Source organism: Aquamicrobium soli (assembly GCF_042646345.1).
In the GTDB taxonomy this organism is placed as follows: domain Bacteria; phylum Pseudomonadota; class Alphaproteobacteria; order Rhizobiales; family Rhizobiaceae; genus Mesorhizobium; species Mesorhizobium soli_A.
Genome location: NZ_JBHRTK010000016.1, coordinates 210,975 through 237,613 on the forward strand (window position 1 = coordinate 210,975; position 26,639 = coordinate 237,613).

The window sequence follows — 26,639 nt, forward strand, 5'->3', positions numbered from 1 at the left end:
ATGAGCGAAGCGTTGAACGAACTTGCCGCCCATGTCACGGCCAAGCTCGCCGGCAAAGTCGTGGAAGGCGTCGTCGCCTATGGCGAGCTGTCGCTGACGGTGGATGCCGCCGACATCGTCGGCGTGGCGACCTTCCTGCGCGACGACCCGAAGTGCCGGTTCGTCTCCATCATCGATATCTGCGGCGCCGACTATCCGGCCCGCGCGAAGCGTTTCGATGTCGTCTACCATTTCCTGTCGCCGCAGCAGAACCTACGCGTGCGCGTCAAGGTCGAGGCCGACGAGGATACGCTGGTGCCTTCGATCACCGGCGTCTATCCGGGCGCGGACTGGTACGAGCGCGAAACCTACGACCTCTACGGCGTGCTGTTCTCCGGCCATCCGGACCTGCGACGCATCCTGACCGACTACGGGTTCGAGGGGCATCCGCTGCGCAAGGACTTTCCGCTGACCGGATTCGTCGAGGTTCGCTACGACGACGAGGCCAAGCGCGTGATCTACGAGCCGGTCGAACTGAAACAGGAATTCCGCAATTTCGACTTTCTGTCCCCGTGGGAGGGCACTGACTACGTGCTGCCGGGCGACGAAAAGGCGAAGGCGAACTGAGGCGCATCATGGCCGAGACGTCCGTCCGCAACTTCAACATCAATTTCGGGCCGCAGCATCCGGCGGCGCACGGCGTCCTGCGCCTCGTGCTGGAACTCGACGGCGAAGTCGTGGACCGCGTCGATCCGCATATCGGGCTCCTGCATCGCGGCACCGAGAAGCTGATGGAGCACAAGACCTATCTGCAGGCCGTGCCCTATCTCGACCGGCTCGACTATTGCGCGCCGATGAATCAGGAGCACGCCTTCGCGCTGGCCGTCGAGCGGCTGCTCGGCATCGAGGTGCCGAAGCGCGGGCAGTTGATCCGGGTGCTTTACTCCGAGATCGGCCGCATCATGTCGCACCTTCTCAACGTGACGACGCAGGCCATGGACGTCGGCGCGCTGACGCCGCCGCTGTGGGGCTTCGTCGAACGCGAAAAGCTGATGGTGTTTTACGAGCGCGCTTCCGGCTCGCGCATGCACGCGGCCTATTTCCGGCCGGGCGGCGTGCACCAGGACCTGCCGCAGAAGCTGATCGAGGACATCGGCAAGTGGATCGACCCGTTCCTGAAGTCGGTCGACGACCTCGACGTCCTGCTGACGCCGAACCGCATCTTCAAGCAGCGCAACGCCGATGTCGGCGTCATCTCGCTGGCCGACGCCTGGGCCTGGGGCTTTTCGGGTGTCATGGTGCGAGGCTCGGGCGCTGCCTGGGACCTTCGCAAGTCGCAGCCCTATGAATGCTACGACGAGATGGAGTTCGACATCCCTGTCGGCAAGAACGGCGACTGCTACGACCGCTACCTGATCCGCATGGAAGAGATGCGCCAGTCGGCGAAGATCATGCGCCAGTGCGTGGATCGGCTGCTCGGCAAGGAATCGACGGGGCCGGTGTCCAATCTCGACGGCAAGATCGTGCCGCCCAAGCGCGGCGAGATGAAGCGCTCCATGGAGGCGCTGATCCATCACTTCAAGCTCTACACCGAGGGCTACAAGGTTCCGGCGGGCGAAGTCTACGCGGCCGTCGAGGCGCCGAAAGGGGAGTTCGGCGTCTATCTCGTCGCGGACGGCACCAACAAGCCCTACCGGGCCAAGTTGCGCGCGCCAGGCTTCGCGCACCTGCAAGCCATGGATTTCCTCTGCCGTGGCCACTTGCTGGCCGACGTCACCGCCATCCTCGGCTCCCTCGATATCGTGTTTGGTGAGGTCGACCGCTAAATGTCCGTTCGCCGTCTCGCAGAACCGCAAGTCCAGCCCGCAAGCTTCGCCTTCAGCAAGGCGAATGCCGCGGCTGCGAAAAAATGGATCGCCAAATACCCGAAAGGCCGGCAGCAGTCGGCGATCATTCCGCTTCTGATGCTGGCGCAGGAACAGGAAGGCTGGGTGACCAAGGCCTCGATCGAGTCGATCTGCGACATGCTCGACATGCCGTACATAAGGGGCCTGGAAGTCGCGACCTTCTACACGCAGTTCCAGCTCAAGCCGGTCGGAACGCGGGCCCATGTGCAGGTCTGCGGAACCACGCCCTGCATGCTGCGCGGCGCCGGCGAACTCATGGATGTCTGCCGCTCCAGGATCCACCACGACCAGCTCGAACTCAACGAGTCCGGCACCTTGTCGTGGGAAGAGGTGGAGTGCCAGGGCGCCTGCGTGAACGCGCCGATGGTGATGATCTTCAAGGACACCTATGAGGACCTGACGCCTGAGCGCCTGGCCGAGATCATCGACGAATTCGAGGCCGGCAGGGGCGACTCGGTGCCGACCGGCCCACAGGTCGACCGTTTCTTCTCGGCGCCGATCACCGGCTTTTCCTCTCTGGCGGACGAAAAGGCGGTTCTGAAAACCACGCGCGACAAGGAGGCGAAAGCCGCCGCCAAGGCCGCGAAAGCCGCTGCCGAAGTGCCGCCCTCCAACGCCGCCCGCGCGGTGACGGATGCCGTGGAAACCAGCAAGGCCGTGAAGTCGCCTTCGCCGGTCAGGGTTGACGCCAAGGCCGAAAAGGCGGCCCCGCGGCCTTCGCTCGAGGACAAGAACCGTCCGGCCGGCATCGCCAGGCCCGCGGTCGTCGACGACCTCAAGCTGATTTCCGGCGTCGGCCCGAAGAACGAAGGGATCCTGCACGACCTCGGCATCTTCACCTTCGCGCAGGTGGCGTCGTGGAAGAAGGCCGAGCGCGCCTGGGTCGATGCCTACCTGAATTTCCATGGCCGCATCGAGCGCGAGGACTGGGTGAAGCAAGCCAAGGCGCTCGCCAAGGGCGGCGTGGCCGAATATATCCGCGTCTTCGGCAAGAAACCGGTCTGAGGGACGAGAAATGCTTCAGGACAAGGACCGTATCTTCACCAATATCTACGGCCGCTTCGACCGTTCGCTGCAGGGCGCGATGGCGCGCGGCTGCTGGGACGGCACCGCCGGCATCATCGCCAAGGGCCGCGAGTGGATCGTCAACGAGATGAAGGCGTCCGGCCTGCGCGGCCGTGGCGGCGCCGGCTTCCCGACCGGCCTGAAATGGTCGTTCATGCCCAAGCAGTCGGACGGGCGCCCGAGCTACCTCGTCGTCAACGCCGACGAGTCCGAACCCGGCACCTGCAAGGACCGCGATATCCTGCGCCACGATCCGCATACGCTGGTCGAGGGCTGCCTGCTGGCCGGCTTCGCCATGGGTGCGGTCGCGGCCTACATCTATGTGCGCGGTGAGTTCATCCGCGAGCGCGAGGCGCTGCAACGCGCGATCGACGAGGCCTACGACGCCGGGCTGATCGGCAAGAACAACAAGAACGGCTACGATTTCGAGATTTACGTTCACCACGGCGCCGGCGCCTATATCTGCGGCGAGGAAACGGCGTTGCTGGAGAGCCTGGAAGGCAAGAAGGGCCAGCCGCGCCTGAAGCCGCCGTTCCCGGCCAATGTCGGCCTCTACGGCTGCCCGACCACCGTCAACAACGTCGAGTCGATCGCGGTGGCGCCGACGATCCTGCGGCGCGGCGCGGCATGGTTCTCGTCCTTCGGCCGCCCGAACAACGTCGGGACCAAGCTGTTCATGCTGGTCGGCCACGTGAATACGCCCTGCACGGTCGAGGAGACCATGGGCATCACCTTCCGCGAACTGGTGGAAAAGCACGGCGGCGGCATTCGCGGCGGCTGGGACAACCTGCTGGCCGTCATTCCCGGCGGGGCGTCGTGCCCGGTGGTCAAGGCCGAGGACATCATCGACTGCCCGATGGATTTCGACGGCCTGCGCGAGAAGAAGTCGTCCTTCGGTACGGCGGCCGTCATCGTCATGGACAAGTCCACCGACATCGTGAAGGCGATCGCGCGGCTTTCCTACTTCTTCAAGCACGAGAGCTGCGGCCAGTGCACGCCGTGCCGCGAGGGTACGGGCTGGATGTGGCGGGTGATGGAGCGGCTGGTGCGCGGCGAGGCGCAAAAGCGCGAGATCGACATGCTGCTCGACGTCACCAAGCAGATCGAAGGCCACACCATCTGCGCGCTGGGCGACGCGGCGGCCTGGCCCGTGCAGGGCCTGATCCGCAATTTCCGCCCGGAAATCGAGCGGCGCATCGACGAGTTCACACGCAACGCGCACCGGGTCGAGCCGGTGCTGGCGGCGGCGGAGTAACGATGGGCAGGGACGTGAAGGATACGCAGCCGACAGACTTGGCGGGCGCCGTCAACCTGTTCGCGCATCCTGTTGCCGGGGCCGCCGCCTGGTCCGCCTTCGGCTTCGGGCTGACAAGCCATGCCTTCGGCATCTGGATGGGCGCGCTGGTTGGGGCCGGAAACGCGGCTCAGCGCTTGCTCGCCGACGCGAAGTCGGACGTGGACGGAAAGGCCGAGGCCGACGCCAGGGCCACCACCTCGTCGCGCAGGCAGTCGCCGGCCAAGCTGAGGGTCGTGGCGACGCAGGCCGCGCCGGCGAAGCGACCGGCAGCCCGCGTTGCAGCGGCTCCCGTGGCCAGGGTGGAGGCCGTGGACGACCTGAAGGCGATCGACGGTATCGGGCCGAAGCTGGAACAGGTCCTGAACGGGCTCGGCGTTCGCTCCTACGCGCAGATCGCGGCGTGGACCGGCAAGGACATCGCCCGGATCGAGGACGAACTCGGCCTGGAAGGGCGGGTCGCCCGCGACGACTGGACGGGGCAGGCGGCAGCCTTGGCGAAAGCCGGGGCAAAACACTGAACAGGCCCGCGCGCTCGGCCATTGCCGGCGCGGGAGAAAAAGGATTGCGGGCTGTCCGCAGGGGTTTGAGGCGATATGGCTAAACTCAAGGTCGACGGGAAAGAGATCGAGGTACCCGACCACTACACGCTGCTTCAGGCGGCGGAAGAGGCGGGCGCGGAAGTGCCGCGTTTCTGCTTCCACGAGCGGCTGTCGATCGCCGGCAACTGCCGCATGTGCCTGGTCGAGGTGAAGGGCGGCCCGCCCAAGCCGCAGGCTTCGTGCGCCATGGGCGTGCGCGACTTGCGCCCCGGCCCCAATGGCGAGGCGCCGGAGGTCTTCACGAACACGCCGATGGTCAAGAAGGCCCGCGAAGGCGTGATGGAATTCCTGCTGATCAACCATCCGCTCGATTGCCCGATCTGCGACCAGGGCGGCGAGTGCGACCTGCAGGACCAGGCGATGGCCTATGGCGTCGATTCCTCACGCTTCCAGGAGAACAAGCGCGCGGTCGAGGACAAGTATATCGGCCCGCTGGTCAAGACCATCATGACGCGCTGCATCCACTGCACGCGCTGCGTCCGCTTCACCACGGAAGTCGCCGGCATTTCCGAGCTCGGCCTGATCGGCCGTGGCGAGGACGCCGAGATCACCACCTATCTCGAGCAGGCGATGACCTCCGAATTGCAGGGCAACGTCATCGACCTATGCCCGGTCGGTGCCCTGACCGCCAGGCCCTATGCCTTCCAGGCGCGGCCGTGGGAACTGACCAAGACCGAATCCATCGACGTGATGGATGCCGTCGGCTCGGCGATCCGCGTGGATTCGCGCGGCCGTGAGGTGATGCGCATCCTGCCGCGCAACAACGACGCGGTGAACGAGGAATGGATTTCAGACAAGACCCGATTCATCTGGGACGGCCTGCGCACGCAGCGCCTCGACCGGCCCTATGTACGCCGCAACGGCAAGCTGGCGCCGGCAAGCTGGCCCGAGGCTTTTTCCGCGATCCGCGATGCCGTCGCCAGGACCACGCCTGAAAAGATCGGCGCGATCGCCGGCGATCTGGCCGCCGTCGAGGAAATCTACGCGCTGAAGCTGCTGATGGGCGAGCTCGGCTCCAGGAATATCGACTGCCGCCAGGACGGCGCGGCGCTCGACCCGGCGCTGGGGCGCTCGAGCTACATCTTCAACTCGACCATCGAAGGCATCGAACAGGCCGACGCCATCCTCATCATCGGCTCCAACCCGCGCTTCGAGGCCTCGGTGCTCAATGCCCGCATCCGCAAGCGCTTCCGCGCCGGCCCACTGCCGATCGGCGTGATCGGCGATGTCGGCGACACCCGCTACGACTACGAGCAGCTTGGCGCCGGTCCGGAAACCCTCAAGGACCTCGCGGAAGGCAACGGAAAGTTCTTCCAGGCTTTGAAGAAGGCCAGCCATCCGCTGATCATCGTGGGGCAGGGCGCTCTGGCGCGCGCCGACGGCGCCGCTGTTCTCGGCCAGGCAGCAAAGCTCGCCACGGCCGTGGGCGCGGTCGGGCCGGAATGGAACGGCTTTGCCGTCCTGCATACTGCGGCCGCACGCGTCGGCGGCCTCGACCTCGGCTTCGTGCCGGGCGAGGGTGGCCAGAATACCGGTGAGATGCTGGCCGGGTCGGACGTCCTGTTCCTGCTCGGGGCGGACGAACTGGACATGGCCGCGATCAGCAGCTCTTTCGTCGTCTACATCGGCACGCATGGCGATGCCGGTGCGCATCGCGCCGACGTCATCCTGCCGGGTGCGGCCTATACCGAGAAGTCGGCGACCTACGTCAACACCGAGGGCCGCGTGCAGCAGACCAGCCGCGCCGGCTTCGCGCCGGGCGAGGCGCGCGAGGACTGGGCGATCGTCCGGGCGCTGTCGGACGTGCTCGGCAAGAAGCTGCCGTTCGACTCACTGCCGCAACTGCGCGCCAAACTCTACGGAGAGTTCCCGCACTTCGCGGCCGTGGACGCGATCGCTGCCGGTGATCCCGCCGATGTCGCCAGGGTGGCGAAGCTTGGCGGACGGCTGGGCAAGGCCGTGTTCACCTCGCCGGTCAAGGATTTTTACCTCACCAACCCCATCGCGCGGTCCTCGGCGGTGATGGCGGAATGCTCGGCTTTGGCCAAGGGCGGCTACAAGCAGGCGGCGGAGTAAAGCATGGAAACCTTTTTCTCCCTTTACGTGCTGCCGGCGCTGATCATCCTCTTGAAGTCGGTCGTGCTGATCGTCGTCCTGCTGATCTTCGTGGCCTATATCCTCTACGCCGACCGCAAGATCTGGGCGGCCGTGCAGCTTCGCCGCGGTCCGAACGTGGTTGGCCCCTGGGGCCTGTTCCAGGCCTTCGCCGACCTGTTCAAGTTCGTGTTCAAGGAGCCGGTCATTCCGTCCGGCGCCAACAAGGGCGTGTTCCTTTTGGCGCCGCTGGTTTCGGCGATCCTGGCGATCTCGGCATGGGCCGTCATTCCGGTCAGCGCCGGCTGGGCGATCGCCGACATAAATGTCGGCATCCTCTACGTGTTCGCCATCTCTTCGCTCGAGGTCTATGGCGTCATCATGGGCGGCTGGGCGTCGAACTCCAAATATCCGTTCCTCGGCGCGCTGCGCTCGGCGGCGCAGATGGTGTCCTACGAAGTCTCGATCGGCTTCGTCATCGTCACCGTGCTCCTGTGCGTCGGCTCGCTCAACCTGTCCGACATCGTGCTTTCGCAGCAGGACGGGCTCGGCACCCATCTCGGCCTTTCGAATTCCTTCCTCGATTGGCACTGGCTCGGCCTGTTCCCGATGTTCATCGTCTTCATGATCTCGGCGATGGCTGAAACCAACCGTCCGCCCTTCGACCTGGTCGAGGCGGAGTCGGAACTGGTCGCCGGCCACATGGTGGAATATTCCTCGACGCCGTTCCTGCTGTTCTTCCTCGGCGAATATGTCGCGGTCGTGCTGATGTGCTCGCTGACGACCATCCTGTTCCTCGGCGGCTGGCTGCCTCCCTTCGACTTCGCGCCGTTCACCTGGGTTCCGGGCGTGATCTGGTTCGTGCTCAAGGTGTGCTTCGTCTTCTTCATCTTCTCGATGGCCAAGGCGGTGCTGCCACGCTATCGCTACGACCAGCTGATGCGGCTGGGCTGGAAAGTGTTCCTGCCGATCTCGCTGTTCATGGTCGTGGCCACCGCCGCCTTCCTCAAGTTTACGGGGCTTGCCTGATGTCCGCGTTCGCTCAAGCGGCCAAGTCGCTGCTGCTCAAAGATATCGTTGCCGGCTATGTGCTGGGAGTTCGCCAGTTCTTCGCGCCGAAGGAGACGATCAACTACCCGCACGAGAAGGGGCCGATCTCGCCGCGCTTCCGGGGCGAGCACGCTCTCAGGCGCTACCCCAACGGCGAGGAACGCTGCATCGCCTGCAAGCTGTGCGAGGCGATCTGCCCGGCGCAGGCCATCACCATCGAGGCCGGCCCGCGCCGCAACGACGGCACGCGCCGCACGGTGCGCTACGACATCGACATGGTGAAGTGCATCTATTGCGGCTTCTGCCAGGAAGCCTGCCCGGTGGACGCCATCGTCGAGGGTCCGAATTTCGAGTTCGCGACGGAAACGCGCGAGGAACTCTACTACGACAAGGACAAGCTCTTGGCGAACGGCGACCGCTGGGAGCGCGAGATTGCGCGCAACATGGAAATGGACGCGCCGTATCGGTGAGTTGAAATTACATTCTTCGTTCCGTTGCCGGATGGCAAACGTGGATGAAGGGCAGGGGGCGGCATTCCGCATAGACGGATTGCGAACGCTTCGATAAGAACCACGCGATTTCGCGGCCGCAGGCGGCGCGGAGTCGGCCTGTGCAGGAAGGCGTGAGTCGTCCGGCGCAGCAAGAAAGGAACCCGGGGGAACCCATGCTGAACGGAATAGAGGCGGCTTTCTTCTACCTCTTTGCCCTTGTCGCGGTGGCGTCGGCCTTCATGGTCATCTCCTCGCGCAACCCCGTGCATTCCGTGCTGTTCCTGATCCTCACCTTCTTCAACGCCGCCGGCCTGTTTCTGCTGGCAGGGGCCGAATTCCTGGCGATGATCCTGCTCATCGTCTATGTCGGCGCGGTCATGGTGCTGTTCCTGTTCGTCATCATGATGCTCGACGTCGATTTCGCGGAATTCAAGAGCGGCGCGCTGCAATATGCGCCGATCGGCGCGCTGGTCGGGCTGATCCTCGCGGCCGAGCTGATCGTGGTGACCGGCGGCTACATCCTGTCGCCCAAGCTCGGCGCGGCGGCCGCGCATCCGATACCGGACCTCGCGCAGCGCTCGAACACGGCGGCGCTCGGCGACATCATCTACACGGACTACGTCTATTTCTTCCAGCTCGCGGGCATGGTGCTCCTGGTGGCGATGATCGGCGCCATCGTTTTGACGCTGCGCCACAAGCCGAACGTCAAGCGCCAGAGCATCCCGGCGCAGAACGCCCGCACGCCGGAATCGGCAATCGAAATCAAGAAAGTCGCGTCGGGGAAGGGCATCTGAGATGACCGTCGGCATCGGACACTATCTGACCCTCTCGGCCGTGCTGTTCACGCTCGGCATCTTCGGCATCTTCCTGAACCGCAAGAACGTCATCGTCATCCTGATGTCGATCGAACTTCTGCTGCTCGCGGCCAACATCAATTTCGTGGCGTTCTCCTCCGTGCTCGGCGATCTGGTCGGGCAGGTGTTCACGCTGTTCGTGCTGACGGTCGCTGCTGCGGAGGCCGCGATCGGGCTTGCCATTCTCGTCGTATTCTTCCGCAACCGCGGTTCCATCGCGGTCGAAGACGTCAACATGATGAAGGGCTGAGGAATGTATCAGGCCATAGTCTTTCTTCCCCTCATCGGGTTCCTGGTCGCCGGCCTGTTCGGCACGGCGATCGGCGCCAAGGCGTCGGAATACATCACTTCCGGCTTGCTGGTGATTTCGGCCGTCCTGTCCTGGGTCGCCTTCTTCTCGGTCGGCTTCTCGGACGTGGAAGTGTTCACCGTGCCGGTGCTGCGCTGGATCCAGTCCGGCGGCATCGACGCCGCCTGGGCGCTCAGGATCGACACGCTGACCGTGGTCATGCTGGTGGTGGTCAACACGGTGTCGGCGCTGGTCCACATCTATTCGATCGGCTACATGCACCACGACCCGAGCCGGCCGCGCTTCTTTGCCTATCTGTCGCTGTTCACCTTCGCCATGCTGATGCTGGTGACCTCGGACAACCTCATCCAGATGTTCTTCGGCTGGGAAGGCGTCGGTCTCGCCTCCTACCTGCTGATCGGTTTCTGGTACAAGAAGCCGTCGGCCAATGCCGCCGCCATCAAGGCCTTCGTCGTCAACCGTGTCGGCGACTTCGGCTTCATCCTCGGCATTTTCGGCGTGTTCGTGCTGTTCGGCTCGATCAACTTCTCCACGATCTTCGCCAATGCGGCGACCTACCTGCCGGCCGAGGGCGCGCCTGAAGGCGCGACCGTGCTGAACTTCCTCGGCTACCTGCTCGACAAGCAGGCGGCGATGACCATCGTTTGCCTGCTGCTGTTCATGGGCGCCATGGGCAAGTCGGCGCAGGTGCCGCTGCACACCTGGCTGCCGGACGCGATGGAAGGCCCGACCCCGGTCTCGGCCCTCATTCATGCCGCCACCATGGTGACCGCCGGCGTGTTCATGCTGGCGCGCCTGTCGCCGCTGTTCGAGCTGTCGCACACGGCGCTCCTGATCGTCACCTTCGTCGGCGCGATCACCGCCTTCTTCGCGGCCACCGTCGGCCTGGTGCAGAACGACATCAAGCGCGTCATCGCCTATTCGACCTGCTCGCAGCTCGGCTACATGTTCGTGGCGCTCGGCGTCGGCGCCTACGGCGTCGCCATCTTCCACCTGTTCACGCATGCCTTCTTCAAGGCGCTGCTGTTCCTCGGCTCCGGCTCGGTCATCCACGCGGTGTCGGACGAGCAGGACATGCGCAAGATGGGCGGCCTGCGCAAACTGATCCCGTCCACCTACTGGACGATGATCACCGGCACGCTGGCGCTGACCGGCGTCGGCATCCCGGCCACGATCATCGGCACGGCCGGCTTCTTTTCCAAGGACGCCATCATCGAGGCGGCATTTGTCGGCCAGAATGCCGTTGCGGGCTTTGCCTTCACACTGCTGGTCATCGCCGCGCTCTTCACCAGCTTCTATTCGTGGCGGCTGATCTTCATGACTTTCCACGGCGAGCCGCGCGCCAGCCACGAGGTCATGCACCACGTGCATGAATCGCCGCCGGTGATGCTGGTGCCGCTCTACCTGCTGGCGGCGGGCTCGCTGTTTGCCGGCGTTCTGTTTGCCCACTACTTCATCGGCGAAGGCTATGCCGAGTTCTGGAAGACGGCGCTGTTCACGCTGCCCGAGAACGAGGTCCTGCATGCCATGCATGAGGTGCCGCTGTGGGTGAAACTCGCGCCCATCGTCGTCACCGTCATCGGCTTCCTGCTGGCCTACCAGTTCTACATCCGCAACCCGCAGATGCCGAAGGACCTCGCCGCGCAGCACCGTGGGCTTTATGCCTTCCTGCTCAACAAGTGGTACTTCGACGAGCTCTACGATTTCCTGTTCGTGCGCGCCGCCAAGCGCCTCGGCCACTTCCTGTGGAAGACCGGCGACGGGCGCATCATCGACGGCATCGGCCCTGACGGCGTCTCGGCGCGCGTCATCGACGTCACCAACCGCGTGGTCAAGCTCCAGACCGGCTATCTCTACCACTATGCCTTCGCCATGCTGATCGGCGTTGCCGCACTCGTCACCTGGATGATGCTCTGATGACCGACTGGCCCATTCTATCGACGGTCACCTTCCTGCCGCTGGTCGGCGTCCTGTTCCTGCTGTTCATCAGGGACGACAGCGACAACGCCCGCCGCAACGTGCGTGCCATCACGCTGCTGACGACCGTCGTCACGTTCGTCGTCTCGCTGTTCGTCTGGATCGGATTCGACAATTCGCAGGCCGGCTTCCAGATGGTCGAGAAGCACGACTGGCTGGATTCGGGCATTTCCTACCACATGGGCGTGGACGGCATTTCGATGCTGTTCGTCATCCTGACGACGTTCCTGATGCCGATCTGCATCCTGGCTTCGTGGGAATCGATCCAGAAGAACGTCAAAGCCTACATGATCTCCTTCCTGCTCCTGGAAGTGCTGATGGTAGGCGTGTTCTGTGCGCTCGACATCGTGCTGTTCTACGTCTTCTTCGAAGGCAGCCTGATCCCGATGTTCATCATCATCGGCGTCTGGGGCGGCAAGCGGCGCGTCTATGCCTCGTTCAAGTTCTTCCTCTACACGCTGCTCGGTTCGGTGCTGATGCTGCTCGCCATCATGGCGATGTTCTTCCAGTCCGGCACCACCGACATCCCGACGCTGTTGACGCACGCCTTCCCGGCGACCATGCAGACCTGGTTGTGGCTGGCCTTCCTCGCTTCCTTCGCGGTGAAGATCCCGATGTGGCCGGTGCATACCTGGCTGCCGGACGCTCACGTCGAGGCGCCGACGGCGGGTTCGGTCATCCTGGCCGGCATCATGCTGAAGCTCGGCGGCTACGGCCTGATCCGCTTCTCGCTGCCGATGTTCCCGCTGGCCTCCGAAATGTTCGCGCCGCTGGTCTTCACGCTCTCGGTCGTCGCCATTCTCTACACCTCGCTGGTGGCGCTGATGCAGGAGGACATGAAGAAGCTGATCGCCTACTCGTCGGTGGCGCATATGGGCTTCGTCACCATGGGCATCTTCGCCGCCAATGAGCAGGGCGTGCAGGGCGCGATCTTCCAGATGCTGTCGCACGGCCTGGTCTCGAGCGCGCTGTTCCTGTGCGTCGGCGTCATCTACGACCGGCTGCACACGCGCGAGATCGACGCCTATGGCGGCCTGGTCAACAACATGCCGAAATACGCGGTCGCCTTCCTCATCTTCACCATGGCCAATGTCGGCCTGCCGGGCACCAGCGGCTTCGTCGGCGAATTCCTGACCATGCTCGGCGCCTTCCGGGTCAACACCTGGGTCGCGGTGCTGGCGGCCATCGGTGTCATCCTGTCGGCGGCCTATGCGCTGTGGCTCTACCGCCGCATCATCTACGGCGCGCTGACCAAGGACAGCCTCAAAGCCATGCTCGACCTGTCGGCGCGTGAAAAGGCGATCCTCTATCCGTTGGTGATCCTCATCGTGTTCTTCGGCGTCTATCCTGCGCCGATCCTCGATGCGACCGCCCAGTCGGTCCAGAACCTCGTGACCAACGTTACCGCATCCATCGACGCCGCGCAGACTGCGGCGGCGAACTGACCGGGGGAACCATGACGCCGGAGCTTTATTCCAGTCTCTCGCTTGCGACGCCCGAACTGATCGTCGCCATCGGCGCGATGGCGCTTCTGATGATCGGCGTCTACTCGCGCGGCAGTTCGAGCACGCTCGTCACCACGCTTGCCGTGCTGGTCATGCTCGCGGCCGGCGCGTGGATCGTCCTGTTCACCGGTGACGGCTATGCCTTCAACCACGCCTTCGTCAGCGATCCCTTCGCCCGCTTCATGCAGGTGGTGACGCTGGTCGGTTCGGGCGTCACGCTGATCATGTCCGTCGGCTTCGCCCGGTCGGAAAAATTCGATACCTTCGAATATCCGGTGCTGGTCATGCTCTCGACGCTGGGCATGATGCTGATGGCCACGGCCAACAACCTGATCGCGCTCTACATCTGCTTCGAATTGCAGTCGCTGGCGCTCTACATCGTCGCGGCCGTCAACCGCGAAAGCCTGCGCTCCAGCGAGGCGGGACTGAAGTATTTCGTGCTCGGCGCGCTCGCCACCGGCATGATGCTCTACGGCATCTCGCTGGTCTACGGCTATACCGGCTCGATCGATTTCGCCACGATCCGCGACGCGGTCGGCGCGGAACGCCAGGTGGGCGTGCTGTTCGGCCTGGTCTTCATCCTCGCCGGGCTCGTGTTCAAGATTTCGGCTGCGCCCTTCCACATGTGGACGCCGGACGTCTATGAAGGCGCGCCGACCCCGGTGACCGCCTTCTTCGCGGTCGCGCCGAAGGTGGCGACCATGGCGCTGATCCTGCGCCTGGTCATGACGCCGTTCGAGCCTGTGGCGGCCGACTGGCAGCAGATCATCGTCTTCGTCTCCATCGCCTCGATGGCGGTCGGCTCCTTCGCCGCGATCGGCCAGCGCAACTTCAAGCGGCTGATGGCCTATTCCTCGATCGGCCATATGGGCTTCGCGCTGGTCGGCCTGTCGGCCAACAGCCAGGAAGGCGTGCGCGGCGTCGTCATCTACATGCTGATCTACGTGGCGATGACGCTCGGCACCTTTGCCTTCATCATCGCCATGCGCCGCAAGGAAGGGTTGGTGGAGAAGATCGACGATCTCGCCGGGCTGTCGAACACCAATCCGGTGATGGCGACGATGCTGACCATCCTCCTGTTCTCGCTCGCCGGCATTCCGCCGCTCGCCGGTTTCTGGGCGAAGTGGTACGTGTTTTTGGCCGCCATCAACGCCGGGCTCTATGCGCTGGCGATCATCGGCGTGCTGACCTCGGTGGTGGCGGCGTTCTACTACCTGCGGATTATCAAGATCATGTGGTTCGACGAACCGGCCGGCGGCTTCGTGCCGATGGCGGGCGAACTGCGGGTCGTGCTTGGCCTCTCCGGTGCGTTCGTCCTGTTCTATGTGCTGATCGGCGGGCCGATCGGGACCTTGGCGCAGGCCGCCGCCAAAAGCTTCTTCTGACGGCATGGCCTTTCGGCTGGCCCCGACTGCCGAAGCGCAAGGCTTCCGGCTGGAGGCACACGAGACGGTCGGCTCCACCAACGCGCTGGCGCTGGAGCGGGCACGCGAGGGCGACCCGGGCAAGCTGTGGGTCGTCTCCAAGCGGCAGGAAAGCGGACGCGGCCGGCGGGGTCGCGCATGGGCGACACCGCACGGCAACCTGGCGGCGACACTGCTGCTTCGGGCCGAGGGCGAATTGCGGTTCGCGGCAACGCTCGGCTTCGTCGCCGGGCTGGCATTGGCCGAAGCGCTGGATGCCGTCGTGCCGGCAGGCCGTATTTCGATCGGCCTCGACGGGGCGAGCGCCGGAAGCAATCGCTTCGAGCTGAAATGGCCCAACGACGTGCTGGCCTCAGGCGCCAAGCTTGCCGGCATCCTGCTGGAATCGTCCATGCTGGAGGGAGACCGGTTTGCGGTTGCCGTCGGCATCGGCGTCAACGTGGTGGCTTATCCGACCGATCTGCCCTATCCGGCGACGTCGTTGCAGGCGCTCGGCTCCAGTTGCGATGCCGAGACGCTGTTCCTGGCGCTGTCGGACGCCTGGGCGAGCAACGCGCGGCTGTGGGACGCGGGCAGGGGGCTTTCGGCCATCCGCCAGCGGTGGCTGGAGCGCGCGGCCGGGCTTGGCGGGCAAGTGGCTGTCAGGATTGACGGCACTATCGTGCGCGGTACCTTCGAAACGATCGACGAGGACTGCCGTTTCGTGATCCGCGACGACAAGGGCGCGGTGCTGACGATTACCGCCGGCGACGTGCATTTCGGCGCGGTGGCGTCGGCCGGGGCCTGAGCGGCCCGCTAGAAAAGGAAAAACGATGGCGAAGGGAAACGCACCCGAACTCGTATTCGTGCCGCTTGGCGGCGTCGGCGAGATCGGAATGAATTTCGCGCTTTACGGCTACGGCCCGGCCCATGCGCGCGAATGGATCGTCATCGACGTCGGCGTCACCTTCCCCGATGCGACGCTGCCGGGCGTCGACCTGGTCCTTCCCGACACCCGCTTCATCGAAGAGAACATCGACCGCCTGCATGGCATCGTCATCACCCACGCGCATGAGGATCACTACGGCGCGCTGCTCGACGTCTGGCCGAGGCTGAAGGCGCCGGTGTGGATGACGCCGTTCTCCGCCGGCCTGCTCGAGGCCAAGCGGCAGAGCGAGCACGGAGCGCCGAAAATTCCGGTCACGATCTATCGCGGCGGCGAGAAATTCACCGTCGGCCCGTTCGAGATCGAGGCCATCCCGGTTGCCCACTCCATCCCCGAGCCGATGTCGCTGGCGATCACCACGCCGGCCGGAACCGTCGTCCATACCGGCGACTGGAAGATCGACCCGGAGCCCGCCATCGGGCCGCGCACCGACGAGGCGCGGTTTCGCGCCTATGGCGACAAGGGCATCCTGGCGCTGGTCTGCGATTCCACCAATGCGCTGCGGGAAGGGGATTCGCCTTCCGAACTGGCCGTTGGCGAGGGCCTGAAGGGCGTGATCGAGAAGGCCGTGGGGCGCGTTGCCGTCACCACCTTCTCCTCCAATGTCGGGCGCATCGTCTCCATCGCCAAGGCCGCGCGCGATGCAGGCCGGCAATGCCTCGTCCTCGGCCGCTCGCTGAAGCGCGTCATCGATGTCGCTTCCGACCTCGGCTACATGGATGGCCTGCCGGACTTCATCGGCGAGGAGGACTACGGCTTCATTCCGCGCGAGAACCTCGTCATCATCTGCACGGGCAGCCAGGGCGAACCGCAGGCAGCGCTTGCCAAGCTCTCGCGCGACGAAATGAAGGCGGTGGCGCTGACGGCCGGCGACACGGTTGTCTTTTCCTCGCGCACCATCCCCGGTAACGAAAAGGCCATCCTCGGCATCAAGAATGCTCTGATCGATCGTGGCATGAAGATCATCGAGGACGGCGATGCGCTGGTGCATGTCTCCGGCCATCCGCGCCGCAGCGAGCTCAAGCAGATGTATTCATGGCTGCGGCCGCAGATCGGCGTGCCGGTGCATGGCGAGGCTGCCCACCTGGTGGCGCAGGGCTCGCTGATGGCGATGTCCGGCATCGGCCAGGTGGCGCAGATCCGGGATGGCGACATGCTGCGGCTGTCTCCCGGCCCGGCGACGATCATCGATCAGGTTCCCTTCGGCCGCGCCTACAAGGACGGGCGGCTGGTGGGCAGCGAGCAGGCCATGGGTATCCGGGACCGGCGCAAGCTTTCCTTTGCCGGCCATGTCGCGGTCAACGTCGTTCTCGACGATCGGTATGAGCTGGCGGGCGACCCCGACCTTGCCGCCATCGGCGTCGCGGAAGAAGACGCGCGCGGCGAGACGCTGGAAGACCTGATGCTCGATGCGGCAATCGGCGCCGTGGACTCCATCCCCCGTCAGCGCCGAAAAGACCTCGATCTCGTGCAGGAGGCCGTCCGGCGCGCGGTGCGCGCCGCAGCCAACGAAGCCTGGGGCAAGAAGCCGGTCGTGACGGTGTTTGTGACAAGGTAACGCGCATGCTCGGACGTCTGAACCATGTCGCCATCGCCGTGCCGGACCTCGATGCGGCGACGGCGCTTTACCGGGATACGCTGGGCGCCAGCGTCTCGCAGCCGCAGGCGCTACAGGAACATGGGGTGACTGTCGTGTTCGTCGATGTCGGCAACACCAAGATCGAGCTTTTGCAGCCGCTCGGGGAAGGCTCGCCCATTGCCGCTTTCCTGGAGAAAAATCCGGCAGGCGGCATGCACCATGTGTGCTATGAGGTGGACGACATCATTGCCGCGCGTGACCGGCTCAAGGCCGGCGGGGCGCGGGTTCTGGGTGACGGAAACCCGAAGACCGGCGCGCATGGCAAGCCGGTCCTGTTCCTGCACCCCAAAGATCTTTTCGGTACGCTGGTGGAACTGGAGCAGGCATGAACTGGATTTCCTTCACCGCCATGTATTTCGTGGTCTGGTGGATCACCCTGTTCGCCGTCCTGCCTTTCGGCCTGAAGACGCAGGACGAGGACGAAAACGTCACGCTCGGCACCGTGGCCAGCGCGCCGCGCGGCCCGCACATGCTGCGCGTCGTCATCTGGACGACAATCCTCGCCTCGACGCTGATGGGCCTGGCGTTCTTTGTGGTCAACATCCTTGGCCTGGGCTTCGACGACATTCCGTCCGTTATTCCCGAGTTCAAGTAATCGGCTGCAGGCACCAAAAAAAAGCAAGGCACAAGGCCTTGCAAATAAACGCGTCCGATCTGTATTCCGGTTTTCGGCGGCTGCGGGTAACCGCGCCTAGATCGCATCCTCCCAAGACTTTGACCGCGTAGGAGAACAGATTTATCTCAGTTCTCTCGGTTATCAGAGTACACTAAACTAACGCCCGCGCAGATGTCACGGAAAATTTTGCCCTGAAACAAGCTTTCATGTGCTGCACTGCACAAGAAGGTCGTGACAAGCCGGGTTTGAAGAATAGTCGCTTCCGGCCGCAAGGCCCTGCCGTCGCTGTCGCGGGTTTCCATCGTGCCTTGAAATGGCTATGAAGCCGGTACAAGCAGCAGCGGCGCACCGATTCCGGTGGCCATTTTCTCTCATGGATTCGATCATGCGTTTGTCGCGCTATTTCCTGCCTATTCTCAAAGAGAACCCCCGCGAGGCCGAGATCATCTCGCACCGCCTGATGCTGCGCGCCGGCATGATCCGCCAGCAGGGGCAGGGCTCCTTCACCATGCTGCCGCTGGGCAAGAAGGTGCTGGACAAGGTATGCGCCATCATCCGCGAGGAGCAGAACCGGGCCGGCGCGCTGGAAATCCTGATGCCGACCATCCAGTCGGCCGAGCTGTGGCGCGAGAGCGGCCGCTACGACGCCTATGGCAAGGAAATGCTGCGCATCAAGGACCGGCAGGACCGCGAACTGCTTTACGGCCCGACCAACGAGGAGATGGTGACGGAGATTTTCCGTTCCTACGTCAAGTCCTACAAGGACCTGCCGCTCAATCTCTACCACATCCAGTGGAAGTTCCGCGACGAGGTGCGCCCGCGCTTCGGCGTCATGCGCGGCCGCGAATTCCTGATGAAGGACGCCTATTCCTTCGATATCGACTACGAGAGCGCCAAGGCGGCCTACTTCCGGATGTTCGTGGCCTATCTCCGGACCTTCACCCGCATGGGCCTGCAGGCGATCCCGATGCGCGCCGACACCGGCCCGATCGGCGGCGACCTGTCGCACGAATTCATCATCCTGGCCGAGACCGGTGAAAGCCAAGTCTTTTGTAACAAGGACTTCCTCGACCTTGCCGTTCCCGGCGAGGATGTCGATTTCGGCAACGATGCGGAGATCGCCGGCATCGTGGCGAAGTGGACGGCGCCCTATGCGGCGACCGACGAGATGCACGACGAGGCGGCATGGGCCGGGGTCGCGGAGGCTGACCGGCTGTCGGCGCGCGGCATTGAGGTCGGTCATATCTTCCACTTCGGCGAGAAATACTCCAAGCCGATGGGCGCCAGGGTCCAGGGCCCCGACGGCAAGGAGCACAATGTCTCCATGGGCTCCTACGGTATCGGCCCGACGCGGCTGATCGCGGCCATCATCGAGGCCAGCCACGACGAGGCCGGCATCATCTGGCCCGAAAGCGTCGCCCCCTTCGACATCGGCCTTATCAACATGAAGGCCGGCGACGCCGACTGCGATTGCGCCTGCGAGACGCTTTACGCGGCGCTCACCTCGGCCGGCAAGGACGTGCTCTACGACGACACCGACCAACGGGCAGGCGGGAAATTCGCCACCGCCGACCTGATCGGCCTGCCCTGGCAGGTGATCGTCGGTCCGCGCGGCGTTGCCGCCGGCGAAGTGGAGATCAAGAACCGCAAGACCGGCGAGCGCGAGACCGCGCCGCTGGCGACGGTCGCCCAACGCTTCGGTGCAGCCGCATGAGCGCTGGGGCGGCCACGAAGGAGACAGCCGGCGCCGGGCCGTTCTCGGCGTTCGAGCGAACGGTTGCCTGGCGCTACCTGCGCTCGCGGCGCAAGGAAACGGTGATTTCGGTCATCGCCTCGATATCCTTCCTCGGCATCATGCTGGGTGTCGCCACGCTGATCGTCGTCATGGCGGTGATGAACGGTTTTCGCGCCGAACTGCTTACCCGCATCCTCGGCGTCAACGGACATCTGATCGTGACGCCCATCGACACGCCGCTCGAGGATTACGCCGCCGTCGCCGGGCGCATCAACGAGGTGGCCGGCGTGAAATACGCCATCCCGCTGATCGACGGCCAGGTGCTGGCGCAGGGAAATGTCGGCTCCGGCACCGGCGCGCTGGTGCGCGGCATCCGGGGCGAGGACCTCGGCAAGGTCTCGATCGTCGCCAACAACATCAAGCAGGGCTCGCTCGTCGGCTTCGACACCGGCGAAGGCGTCGCCATCGGCAGCCGCATGGCCGAAAACCTCGGCCTGGTGCTGGGCGACACGATCACCCTGATTTCGCCGGACGGCGACGTTACCCCGATCGGCACGACGCCGCGCATGAAGGGGTACCCGGTCACGGCGATCTTCGAGGTCGGCATGTCGGAATACGACAGCTCGATCATCTACATGCCCTTCTCGGAAGCGCAGCTTTACTTCAACATGGAAGGCAAGGCGCAGACCATCGAGATCTATGTCGACAACCCCGACAACGTCGACGCGCTGAAGCCCAAGGTCGAGGAGGCGGCGCAGCGCCAGATTTTCCTGACCGACTGGCGCCAGCGCAACCAGACCTTCTTCTCGGCGCTGGAGGTCGAGCGCAACGTCATGTTCATGATCCTGACGCTGATCGTGCTGGTGGCGGCGCTCAACATCATCTCCGGCCTGATCATGCTGGTGAAGGACAAGGGGCACGACATCGCCATCCTGCGCACCATGGGCGCCTCGCGCGGCGCGATCCTGCGCATCTTCCTGATGACGGGGGCGGCGATCGGCGTTGCCGGCACGCTGGCGGGGGTGGCGCTCGGCGTCGTCATCTGCCTCAACGTCGAGCGGATACGGGAATTCTTCTCGTGGATTTCGGGGACTGTGCTGTTCAATCCCGAGCTTTATTTCCTGAGCCAGCTGCCCGCCAAGATGGACTTTTCCGAAACCTTCTCGGTGGTGGCCATGGCGCTGGTCCTTTCCTTCATCGCCACCCTGTTTCCGGCATGGCGGGCGGCCAAGCTGGATCCGGTCGAAGCGCTGAGGTATGAGTGATGACTGAGGCCGTTCTTGAACTGAAGGCGGTCGAGCGGCATTACGTCCAGGGATCGCGCAAGCTGACCATCCTGGCCGGCGCGGATTTCTCGCTGCGTCGCGGCGAGATGGTGGCGCTGGTGGCGCCATCGGGCACGGGCAAGTCCACGCTGCTGCACACCGCCGGCCTGCTGGAAAGGCCGGACGGCGGCGACGTCATGCTGGCCGGGCGCGCCTGCGGCCGGCTGTCGGACGAGCAGCGCACTCGCATCCGCCGCAACGACATCGGCTTCGTCTACCAGTTCCATCACCTGTTGCCGGAGTTTTCGGCGCTCGAAAACATCATGATGCCGCAACTGATCCGCGGCCTGCCGGGCAAGGAAGCTTCCGAGCGCGCCGCGCAACTGCTGGACTACATGAAGATTGGCAAGCGGGCGAGCCATCGGCCGGCGGAACTTTCCGGCGGCGAGCAGCAACGCGTCGCCATTGCGCGCGCTGTCGCCAACGCGCCGCTGGTGCTGCTTGCCGACGAGCCGACGGGCAATCTCGATCCGGTCACCGCTTCCTACGTCTTCGAGGCGCTGGAAGCGCTGGTGCGGCAGTCGGGCCTTGCCGCGCTCATCGCCACGCACAACCACGAACTCGCCAAGCGCATGGACCGACGCGTCACGCTGGACGCCGGCAGGGTGGTTCCCCTGTAGGCATTTCGGTTGACAGTGCGTCACCCGGACAGACCCCGGTTTTAGGCTTCGGCGGAAAGATTTTGCCTCGACGCGGCCGTATCGGCGCGGCATCTTCTCCGTGGTCCTCTCATCAACCCGGAGCCTGAAATGACCACAGTCGCCGTTCTCGTCGGAAGCCTGCGCAAGGAATCCTTCAGCCGCAAGATTGCCAACGCCTTCGTCAAGCTGACGCCGGGCCTCAGTTTCGACTTTCTAGATATTGGCGCCGTGTCCTATTTCAACCAGGATCTGGAGGCCAATCCGCCGGCAGACTGGACGGCCTATCGCGAGCGCATCGCCAAGGCCGATGCCGTGCTGTTCGTCACGGCGGAGTACAACCGTTCCGTGCCCGGCGTGCTCAAGAACGCCGTTGACGTCGCCTCGCGCCCCTACGGGCAGGGCGCGTTGCTGGGCAAGCCGGCGGCGATCATCTCGACGTCGATCGGGGCGATCGGCGGTTTCGGCGCCAACCACCACCTGCGCCAGTCGCTGGCCTTCCTCAACATGCCGGTTCTCGCCCAGCCGGAAGCCTATATCGGCAATTCCGCCGGCCTGTTCGCCGAAACCGGCGAACTGACCAACGATTCCACCAAGGAGTACCTGGTGGCCTTCGGCAAGGCGTTCGAGCACTTCATCCGGCACAACGCCAAGAAATAGACACTTGCGGCCGCTTGACGCGGCAGGCGGCGCTGGGGCAACGCAAAGGCCTTGCCCCGCGCCCCCGAATCCTGTCTCTCAGGGTATGGAATTTTCTCCCCAGCAGGATGACGCGCTTCAGGCTGTTGCGCGCTGGTTGAAGGCAGGCCGCCCGCAAGTGTTCCGGCTGTTCGGTTATGCCGGCACCGGCAAGACGACGCTGGCACGCTATTTCGCCGAGCATGTCGACGGGCAGGTGCAGTTCGCCGCCTTCACCGGCAAGGCGGCGCAGGTGCTGCGCTCCAAGGGCGCGCTCAATGCCCGCACCATCCATTCGCTGATCTACCGGCCGCGCGGCGAAGAGGCGGTGGAGGACGAGACGACCGGCAAGACGTCGATGTCGCCGACCTTCTCGCTCAACCGCCAAAGCCCGATCGCCAAGGCCGCGCTCGTCATCATCGACGAATGCTCGATGGTGGACGAGGAACTCGGCCGCGACCTTTTGAGCTTCGGCACGCCGATCCTGGTGCTTGGCGATCCGGGCCAATTGCCGCCGATTTCCGGCGGCGGCTTCTTCACCGAGCACGAGCCGGACTTTCTGCTCACCGAAATCCACCGGCAGGCGCGCGACAACCCGATCATCCGGCTGGCGCTCGACGTGCGCGAGGGGCGCGAGTTCCCGCTCGGCGACTATGGAACCGCGCAGGTCATCGCCAAGTCGGCGGTCACGCAGGACCTCGTGCTCGATGCCGACCAGGTGCTGGTCGGCACCAACCGTACCCGGCGGCGCTATAACCAGCGGCTGCGCGAACTCAAGGGCTTTTCCGCCAGCTATCCGCAGGCCGGCGACAAGCTGGTGTGCCTGCGCAATGACCCCGCCAAGGGGCTGCTCAACGGCTCGCTGTGGAAGGTGATGACCTCGTCGCGCGAAACGGTGAAGCCCGGCATCAACCTTCTGGTTTCACCGGAAGAAGACGATCCGGACCGCGGCGTCGCCAAGATCAAGCTGCTGAAGGCCGTGTTCGAGGACCCGGAAGCCGATATTCCCTGGCAGCAGAAACGGCGATTCGACGATTTCGACTATGGCTATGCGCTGACCGTGCATAAGGCGCAGGGTTCGCAATGGAACAATGTCGTCCTGTTCGACGAAAGCTTCGCCTTCAAGGATACGCGCCAGCGCTGGCTCTATACAGCAATCACGCGCGCGGCGGAGCGGCTGACCATCGTGCGTTGATCACAGCGCCCGCGCGTCCAGCCAGGTCCACGCCTGCTGCTCGTCCTTTGCGTCGAAATGGCGGATTTCGACGGGCAGCGTGGTGAAAAGCCGCCGCACCCGGCCCGTCCAGTCCGGTTCGCCGATCGTCGCACAGCGCCGGACGTGCTCCAGCGCCTTTGCCTTGCCGCGTTCGATGGTCTGCGGCGACAGCCCCGCCCAGTCCGTGTCTTCGTAGTCGACCAGCCGCACCAGCACGTCGACCATGGGGTGGAGAAGATAGGCGGCTTCGAGCAGCCCGAACAGGTTTTCGGCATCGGCCGGCGAGACATGGCCGACCACATCGACGGCGAACAGGTCGGCCCGGTCCGTGTCGATGCGGCGGACGGCCGGTACGGCGTCAAGCGAGTTCATGGCATTTACCCGTTTGAAAGCGACGCATATCTCTGGAACACATAAAACCCCCTGTCTGTTCCCTTCAAAGGCTCTATAGGGTACGCCTCTGACGTCGCGAGGATCGGTCATGCCAACAAAACTCTCCGTAAACCTCAACGCCATCGCCATGCTGCGGAACCGGCGCGATCTGCCGTGGCCGAGCGTCACCGGCATCGGGCGCATCGCGCTTGCCGCGGGTGCGCATGGCCTGACGGTGCATCCGCGCCCGGACCAGAGGCATACCCGCTACTCCGACCTGCCGGCGATCCGTGCCCTGATCGACGACGAGTTTCCGCAGGCCGAATTCAACATCGAAGGCTACCCGACCGAGGAGTTCCTGGACTTGGTAGAGAAGAACCAGCCCGAGCAGGTGACGCTGGTTCCGGACGATCCGAGCCAGGCGACCTCGGATCATGGCTGGAACTTCGAGGAGGCCGGCGAGTTCCTCGAACCGGTCGTTCGGCGACTGAAGAAAGGCGGCTTTCGCGTGTCGCTGTTCAGCGACCCGGACCCGCAGGCGGTGCCGGCGGCAAAGAAGGTCGGCGCGGACCGGATCGAGCTCTATACCGGGCCTTACGGCGGCTTCCATTCCAATCCGGAAAAGGCCGCTAGCGAGTTGGAAAGGCTTGGAAAAACGGCGGATGCGGCGATGGCGATCGGGCTCGAGGTCAACGCCGGCCACGACCTCGTCGTCGACAATCTGCCGCCGCTGGTTAAGCGCATTCCTGCGCTGGCCGAGGTGTCGATAGGCCATGGCCTGACGGCCGACGCGCTGGAGTACGGGATGGCCGGTACGGTGCGGCGATTCCTCAAGGCTTGCGGCTGGTGAAGGCTTCATTAGCTTGCGCCGATATGGGGCGGAAAATGCATTCGTTCTTGATATTGCGGTGCAGCAAGGGTAGAGCACCCGGCGCTTAACGGGAGTATCGCCTATGGCCCTTGCCAATAACACTGGTGAGGTTGAGCCTGTCGATCCACAGCAGCCCGCCGAAGGCGACAAGCAGGGCATGCCCATCCTTATGGTCGGCGCCCTCGGCGTCGTCTACGGCGACATCGGCACGAGCCCTATCTATGCATTTCGCGAAGCCCTGCATGCCTCCGGCGAGGCCGTGTCCCGGTCGGACGTGCTCGGCGTGCTGTCGCTCATCGTCTGGGCGCTGACGCTTATCGTCACCGTCAAATATGTCGCCTTCGTGCTGCGCGCCGACAACAAGGGCGAGGGCGGCACGCTCTCCCTGATGGCGCTGGCGCGCATGGCTTACCCGAAAGGCGCCACCGTCATATTGGGCATCGGCCTGTGCGGCGCGGCACTTTTCTTCGGCGACGCCATCATCACGCCTGCCGTTTCCGTGCTGTCGGCAGTCGAAGGCCTGGAGGTCGTGACCCCGGCTTTCGATCCCTATGTGGTGCCGATAACCCTGCTTATTCTGGCCGGCCTGTTCTCCGTCCAGCGTTTCGGCTCGGGCAAGGTGGCGGTGGTGTTCGGCCCGGTCATGCTGGTGTGGTTTGTCTCGCTCGGCATGGTCGGCCTGTCGCATCTGGTGGACGATCCCTCGGTCCTCCTCGCGATCAATCCCTATTACGCAGTCTACTATCTGGCTACCACGCCGACGGGGGCCTTCATCACGGTCGGTGCCGTGTTTTTGGCGGTCACCGGCGCGGAGGCGCTTTACGTCGATCTTGGCCATTTCGGGCGCAAGCCAATCGTGCTCACCTGGTTCTGGGTCGTCTTTCCCTGCCTGCTCCTGTGCTATTTCGGGCAGGGGGCGTTCGTGCTCAGCCATGGCGGCAAGCCGGAAAATCCCTTTTTCCAGATGATGCCGGAATGGGCGCTGGTGCCGATGGTGATCCTCGCCACGGCAGCCACGGTCATCGCCAGCCAGTCGGTGATTTCGGGCGCTTTTTCGCTGACCCGCCAGGCGGTGCAGCTCAACCTGTTGCCGCGCATCGAGGTCCAGCACACCTCCGAATCGCAGCTCGGCCAGATCTACATGCCGCGCGTGAACCTGATCGTCGCGCTCGGCGTCATGCTGCTGGTCGTCGGTTTCGGCAGTTCCAGCGCACTGGCCTCCGCCTACGGCATTTCGGTCACCGGCGAGATGCTGATGACGACGATCCTCCTGTTCGTCGTCATGCGGGCACGGTGGACATGGCCGATCGGCGTCGCTCTGGGGCTGGCGCTGTTGTTCGGCGTCATCGATTCCGGCTTCTTCCTCGCCAACGTGGTCAAGGTCATGGAGGGCGGCTGGGTCTCGATCAGCGTCGCCTGCATCATGGGCCTGATCATGGTCACCTGGATCAGGGGCAGTCGGCTTTTGTTCGACAAGACCCGCAAGAACGAGGTGCCGCTCGATTTCCTGGCCGGCAACCTTGCCAAGAAACAGCCGAACCTGGTGCCCGGCACCGCGATCTTCCTGACCAGCGACCCGCTCAGCGCGCCGACTGCGCTGATGCACAGCCTCAAGCACTACAAGGTGCTGCACGAGCAGAACGTCATCCTTTCCGTCGTCACCGCCCAGCAGCCGAAGGTGCCGGACAGCGAACGGGTCAAGATGGAAACCATCAACGACCTGTTCATGCGGGTCACGCTGACCTTCGGTTATATGGAACACCCCAACATCCCGCGCGCGCTGGCGATCTGCCGCAAGAAGGGGTGGAAGTTCGACATCATGACGACCTCGTTCTTCCTGTCGCGCCGCTCGCTCAAGGCATCGCCCAATTCCGGCATGCCGATGTGGCAGGACCGCCTGTTCATCGGCCTGGCGCGCTCGGCTGCCGACGCTACCGAGTATTTCCAGATCCCGACCGGCCGCGTGGTCGAGATCGGCACGCAGGTGGCTATCTGACGGCGGCGGCATCTGCCGTCGCCCGCCGGCCTGTTGAATCGGCTTTCGCTTAAATTACTTCGCGAATACCGGCTTG

General features: G+C 64.3%; 25 protein-coding genes. 24 read left to right on the forward strand and 1 reads right to left on the reverse strand.

Translation table 11 applies throughout. The features are described 5' to 3' along the window. The 22 genes from ACFOHJ_RS17565 (at window position 1) to ACFOHJ_RS17670 (ending at window position 23,303) form a co-directional block, all read left to right on the forward strand. Window positions 1-606, forward strand: a complete 606-nt coding sequence (locus ACFOHJ_RS17565; RefSeq protein WP_378222764.1) for an NADH-quinone oxidoreductase subunit C — start codon at window positions 1-3, stop codon at window positions 604-606. A gap of 8 nt (window positions 607-614) precedes the next feature. Next, window positions 615-1,805, forward strand: a complete 1,191-nt coding sequence (locus ACFOHJ_RS17570) for an NADH-quinone oxidoreductase subunit D (RefSeq protein WP_378222767.1) — start codon at window positions 615-617, stop codon at window positions 1,803-1,805. Beyond that, window positions 1,806-2,891 (forward strand): NADH-quinone oxidoreductase subunit NuoE, encoded by a 1,086-nt coding sequence (gene nuoE / locus ACFOHJ_RS17575; RefSeq protein WP_378222770.1) that lies wholly within the window; start codon window positions 1,806-1,808, stop codon window positions 2,889-2,891. A 10-nt stretch (window positions 2,892-2,901) separates the two neighbouring features. After that, on the forward strand, window positions 2,902-4,206 hold the full coding sequence (gene nuoF / locus ACFOHJ_RS17580) for an NADH-quinone oxidoreductase subunit NuoF (protein ID WP_378222772.1): 1,305 nt from the start codon (window positions 2,902-2,904) through the stop codon (window positions 4,204-4,206). A 2-nt stretch (window positions 4,207-4,208) separates the two neighbouring features. Further along, window positions 4,209-4,766, forward strand: a complete 558-nt coding sequence (locus tag ACFOHJ_RS17585) for an NADH-ubiquinone dehydrogenase (RefSeq protein ID WP_378222775.1) — start codon at window positions 4,209-4,211, stop codon at window positions 4,764-4,766. 75 nt (window positions 4,767-4,841) lie between these two features. Beyond that, complete coding sequence (gene nuoG, locus ACFOHJ_RS17590; RefSeq protein WP_378222778.1) at window positions 4,842-6,923, forward strand: NADH-quinone oxidoreductase subunit NuoG; 2,082 nt, start codon at window positions 4,842-4,844, stop codon at window positions 6,921-6,923. A gap of 3 nt (window positions 6,924-6,926) precedes the next feature. Continuing rightward, on the forward strand, window positions 6,927-7,970 hold the full coding sequence (gene nuoH / locus ACFOHJ_RS17595; protein WP_378222781.1) for an NADH-quinone oxidoreductase subunit NuoH: 1,044 nt from the start codon (window positions 6,927-6,929) through the stop codon (window positions 7,968-7,970). Continuing rightward, the gene (nuoI, locus tag ACFOHJ_RS17600; RefSeq protein WP_378222782.1) at window positions 7,970-8,461 is read left to right on the forward strand and encodes an NADH-quinone oxidoreductase subunit NuoI; all 492 of its coding nucleotides are present in this window, start codon (window positions 7,970-7,972) and stop codon (window positions 8,459-8,461) included. The genes nuoH and nuoI overlap by 1 nt, the downstream gene beginning before the upstream one ends. 194 nt (window positions 8,462-8,655) lie before the next feature. Then, window positions 8,656-9,276 (forward strand): NADH-quinone oxidoreductase subunit J, encoded by a 621-nt coding sequence (locus ACFOHJ_RS17605; protein WP_378222784.1) that lies wholly within the window; start codon window positions 8,656-8,658, stop codon window positions 9,274-9,276. A gap of 1 nt (window position 9,277) precedes the next feature. Then, on the forward strand, window positions 9,278-9,586 hold the full coding sequence (gene nuoK / locus ACFOHJ_RS17610; RefSeq protein ID WP_378222787.1) for an NADH-quinone oxidoreductase subunit NuoK: 309 nt from the start codon (window positions 9,278-9,280) through the stop codon (window positions 9,584-9,586). Between the two features lie 3 nt (window positions 9,587-9,589). After that, window positions 9,590-11,563, forward strand: coding sequence for an NADH-quinone oxidoreductase subunit L (gene nuoL, locus ACFOHJ_RS17615; protein ID WP_378222789.1), 1,974 nt, complete (start codon window positions 9,590-9,592; stop codon window positions 11,561-11,563). Beyond that, a complete protein-coding gene (locus tag ACFOHJ_RS17620; protein WP_378222792.1) occupies window positions 11,563-13,068 on the forward strand; it encodes an NADH-quinone oxidoreductase subunit M in 1,506 nt (501 codons plus the stop codon). Before nuoL ends, ACFOHJ_RS17620 begins: the two co-directional genes overlap by 1 nt. Before the next feature lie 11 nt (window positions 13,069-13,079). Further along, window positions 13,080-14,513 carry an NADH-quinone oxidoreductase subunit NuoN gene (gene nuoN, locus ACFOHJ_RS17625; RefSeq protein ID WP_378222794.1) on the forward strand — a complete coding sequence of 478 codons (1,434 nt, stop codon included), beginning with the start codon at window positions 13,080-13,082 and terminating at the stop codon, window positions 14,511-14,513. Between the two features lie 4 nt (window positions 14,514-14,517). Next, window positions 14,518-15,339: a biotin--[acetyl-CoA-carboxylase] ligase gene (locus tag ACFOHJ_RS17630; protein ID WP_378222796.1), complete on the forward strand. Its 822-nt coding sequence runs from the start codon at window positions 14,518-14,520 to the stop codon at window positions 15,337-15,339. A gap of 25 nt (window positions 15,340-15,364) precedes the next feature. After that, window positions 15,365-17,035, forward strand: coding sequence for a ribonuclease J (locus tag ACFOHJ_RS17635; protein WP_378222799.1), 1,671 nt, complete (start codon window positions 15,365-15,367; stop codon window positions 17,033-17,035). A gap of 5 nt (window positions 17,036-17,040) precedes the next feature. Further along, entirely contained in the window at window positions 17,041-17,445 is a 405-nt protein-coding gene (mce, locus tag ACFOHJ_RS17640) for a methylmalonyl-CoA epimerase (RefSeq protein WP_378222800.1), read from the forward strand. Then, window positions 17,442-17,711 carry a DUF1467 family protein gene (locus tag ACFOHJ_RS17645; RefSeq protein WP_378222803.1) on the forward strand — a complete coding sequence of 90 codons (270 nt, stop codon included), beginning with the start codon at window positions 17,442-17,444 and terminating at the stop codon, window positions 17,709-17,711. The genes mce and ACFOHJ_RS17645 overlap by 4 nt, the downstream gene beginning before the upstream one ends. Before the next feature lie 406 nt (window positions 17,712-18,117). Further along, window positions 18,118-19,446 (forward strand): proline--tRNA ligase, encoded by a 1,329-nt coding sequence (gene proS, locus ACFOHJ_RS17650; RefSeq protein ID WP_378222806.1) that lies wholly within the window; start codon window positions 18,118-18,120, stop codon window positions 19,444-19,446. After that, window positions 19,443-20,732, forward strand: coding sequence for a lipoprotein-releasing ABC transporter permease subunit (locus tag ACFOHJ_RS17655; protein WP_378222807.1), 1,290 nt, complete (start codon window positions 19,443-19,445; stop codon window positions 20,730-20,732). Before proS ends, ACFOHJ_RS17655 begins: the two co-directional genes overlap by 4 nt. Further along, a complete protein-coding gene (locus tag ACFOHJ_RS17660) occupies window positions 20,732-21,412 on the forward strand; it encodes an ABC transporter ATP-binding protein (RefSeq protein ID WP_378222809.1) in 681 nt (226 codons plus the stop codon). Before ACFOHJ_RS17655 ends, ACFOHJ_RS17660 begins: the two co-directional genes overlap by 1 nt. Before the next feature lie 129 nt (window positions 21,413-21,541). Beyond that, complete coding sequence (locus ACFOHJ_RS17665; RefSeq protein ID WP_378222812.1) at window positions 21,542-22,090, forward strand: NADPH-dependent FMN reductase; 549 nt, start codon at window positions 21,542-21,544, stop codon at window positions 22,088-22,090. Between the two features lie 85 nt (window positions 22,091-22,175). Further along, a complete protein-coding gene (locus tag ACFOHJ_RS17670; RefSeq protein WP_378222815.1) occupies window positions 22,176-23,303 on the forward strand; it encodes an ATP-dependent DNA helicase in 1,128 nt (375 codons plus the stop codon). Here ACFOHJ_RS17670 and ACFOHJ_RS17675 read toward each other — a convergent pair whose 3' ends face one another. Next, on the reverse strand, window positions 23,304-23,696 hold the full coding sequence (locus tag ACFOHJ_RS17675; RefSeq protein WP_378222818.1) for a SpoIIAA family protein: 393 nt from the start codon (window positions 23,694-23,696) through the stop codon (window positions 23,304-23,306). It lies immediately after the preceding gene. 109 nt (window positions 23,697-23,805) lie between these two features. Between ACFOHJ_RS17675 and ACFOHJ_RS17680 the strand changes: the two genes are divergently transcribed. Continuing rightward, window positions 23,806-24,546, forward strand: coding sequence for a pyridoxine 5'-phosphate synthase (locus ACFOHJ_RS17680; protein ID WP_378222819.1), 741 nt, complete (start codon window positions 23,806-23,808; stop codon window positions 24,544-24,546). Between the two features lie 103 nt (window positions 24,547-24,649). Then, complete coding sequence (locus tag ACFOHJ_RS17685; RefSeq protein WP_378222821.1) at window positions 24,650-26,563, forward strand: potassium transporter Kup; 1,914 nt, start codon at window positions 24,650-24,652, stop codon at window positions 26,561-26,563. The last annotated feature ends 76 nt before the right edge of the window (window positions 26,564-26,639 follow it).

What these genes read in the sequence shown, in the direction of transcription:
- ACFOHJ_RS17675 (WP_378222818.1), bottom strand. Translation starts at nt 23,696, where the DNA reads ATGAACTCGCTTGACGCCGTACCGGCCGTCCGCCGCATCGACACGGAC.
- nuoE (WP_378222770.1), top strand. Translation starts at nt 1,806, where the DNA reads ATGTCCGTTCGCCGTCTCGCAGAACCGCAAGTCCAGCCCGCAAGCTTC.
- nuoK (WP_378222787.1), top strand. Translation starts at nt 9,278, where the DNA reads ATGACCGTCGGCATCGGACACTATCTGACCCTCTCGGCCGTGCTGTTC.
- nuoL (WP_378222789.1), top strand. Translation starts at nt 9,590, where the DNA reads ATGTATCAGGCCATAGTCTTTCTTCCCCTCATCGGGTTCCTGGTCGCC.
- ACFOHJ_RS17645 (WP_378222803.1), top strand. Translation starts at nt 17,442, where the DNA reads ATGAACTGGATTTCCTTCACCGCCATGTATTTCGTGGTCTGGTGGATC.
- nuoI (WP_378222782.1), top strand. Translation starts at nt 7,970, where the DNA reads ATGTCCGCGTTCGCTCAAGCGGCCAAGTCGCTGCTGCTCAAAGATATC.
- nuoF (WP_378222772.1), top strand. Translation starts at nt 2,902, where the DNA reads ATGCTTCAGGACAAGGACCGTATCTTCACCAATATCTACGGCCGCTTC.
- mce (WP_378222800.1), top strand. Translation starts at nt 17,041, where the DNA reads ATGCTCGGACGTCTGAACCATGTCGCCATCGCCGTGCCGGACCTCGAT.
- ACFOHJ_RS17630 (WP_378222796.1), top strand. Translation starts at nt 14,518, where the DNA reads ATGGCCTTTCGGCTGGCCCCGACTGCCGAAGCGCAAGGCTTCCGGCTG.
- nuoN (WP_378222794.1), top strand. Translation starts at nt 13,080, where the DNA reads ATGACGCCGGAGCTTTATTCCAGTCTCTCGCTTGCGACGCCCGAACTG.
- nuoH (WP_378222781.1), top strand. Translation starts at nt 6,927, where the DNA reads ATGGAAACCTTTTTCTCCCTTTACGTGCTGCCGGCGCTGATCATCCTC.
- ACFOHJ_RS17655 (WP_378222807.1), top strand. Translation starts at nt 19,443, where the DNA reads ATGAGCGCTGGGGCGGCCACGAAGGAGACAGCCGGCGCCGGGCCGTTC.
- proS (WP_378222806.1), top strand. Translation starts at nt 18,118, where the DNA reads ATGCGTTTGTCGCGCTATTTCCTGCCTATTCTCAAAGAGAACCCCCGC.
- ACFOHJ_RS17685 (WP_378222821.1), top strand. Translation starts at nt 24,650, where the DNA reads ATGGCCCTTGCCAATAACACTGGTGAGGTTGAGCCTGTCGATCCACAG.
- ACFOHJ_RS17635 (WP_378222799.1), top strand. Translation starts at nt 15,365, where the DNA reads ATGGCGAAGGGAAACGCACCCGAACTCGTATTCGTGCCGCTTGGCGGC.
- ACFOHJ_RS17565 (WP_378222764.1), top strand. Translation starts at nt 1, where the DNA reads ATGAGCGAAGCGTTGAACGAACTTGCCGCCCATGTCACGGCCAAGCTC.
- ACFOHJ_RS17585 (WP_378222775.1), top strand. Translation starts at nt 4,209, where the DNA reads ATGGGCAGGGACGTGAAGGATACGCAGCCGACAGACTTGGCGGGCGCC.
- ACFOHJ_RS17660 (WP_378222809.1), top strand. Translation starts at nt 20,732, where the DNA reads ATGACTGAGGCCGTTCTTGAACTGAAGGCGGTCGAGCGGCATTACGTC.
- ACFOHJ_RS17680 (WP_378222819.1), top strand. Translation starts at nt 23,806, where the DNA reads ATGCCAACAAAACTCTCCGTAAACCTCAACGCCATCGCCATGCTGCGG.
- ACFOHJ_RS17620 (WP_378222792.1), top strand. Translation starts at nt 11,563, where the DNA reads ATGACCGACTGGCCCATTCTATCGACGGTCACCTTCCTGCCGCTGGTC.
- ACFOHJ_RS17670 (WP_378222815.1), top strand. Translation starts at nt 22,176, where the DNA reads ATGGAATTTTCTCCCCAGCAGGATGACGCGCTTCAGGCTGTTGCGCGC.
- ACFOHJ_RS17605 (WP_378222784.1), top strand. Translation starts at nt 8,656, where the DNA reads ATGCTGAACGGAATAGAGGCGGCTTTCTTCTACCTCTTTGCCCTTGTC.
- ACFOHJ_RS17570 (WP_378222767.1), top strand. Translation starts at nt 615, where the DNA reads ATGGCCGAGACGTCCGTCCGCAACTTCAACATCAATTTCGGGCCGCAG.
- ACFOHJ_RS17665 (WP_378222812.1), top strand. Translation starts at nt 21,542, where the DNA reads ATGACCACAGTCGCCGTTCTCGTCGGAAGCCTGCGCAAGGAATCCTTC.
- nuoG (WP_378222778.1), top strand. Translation starts at nt 4,842, where the DNA reads ATGGCTAAACTCAAGGTCGACGGGAAAGAGATCGAGGTACCCGACCAC.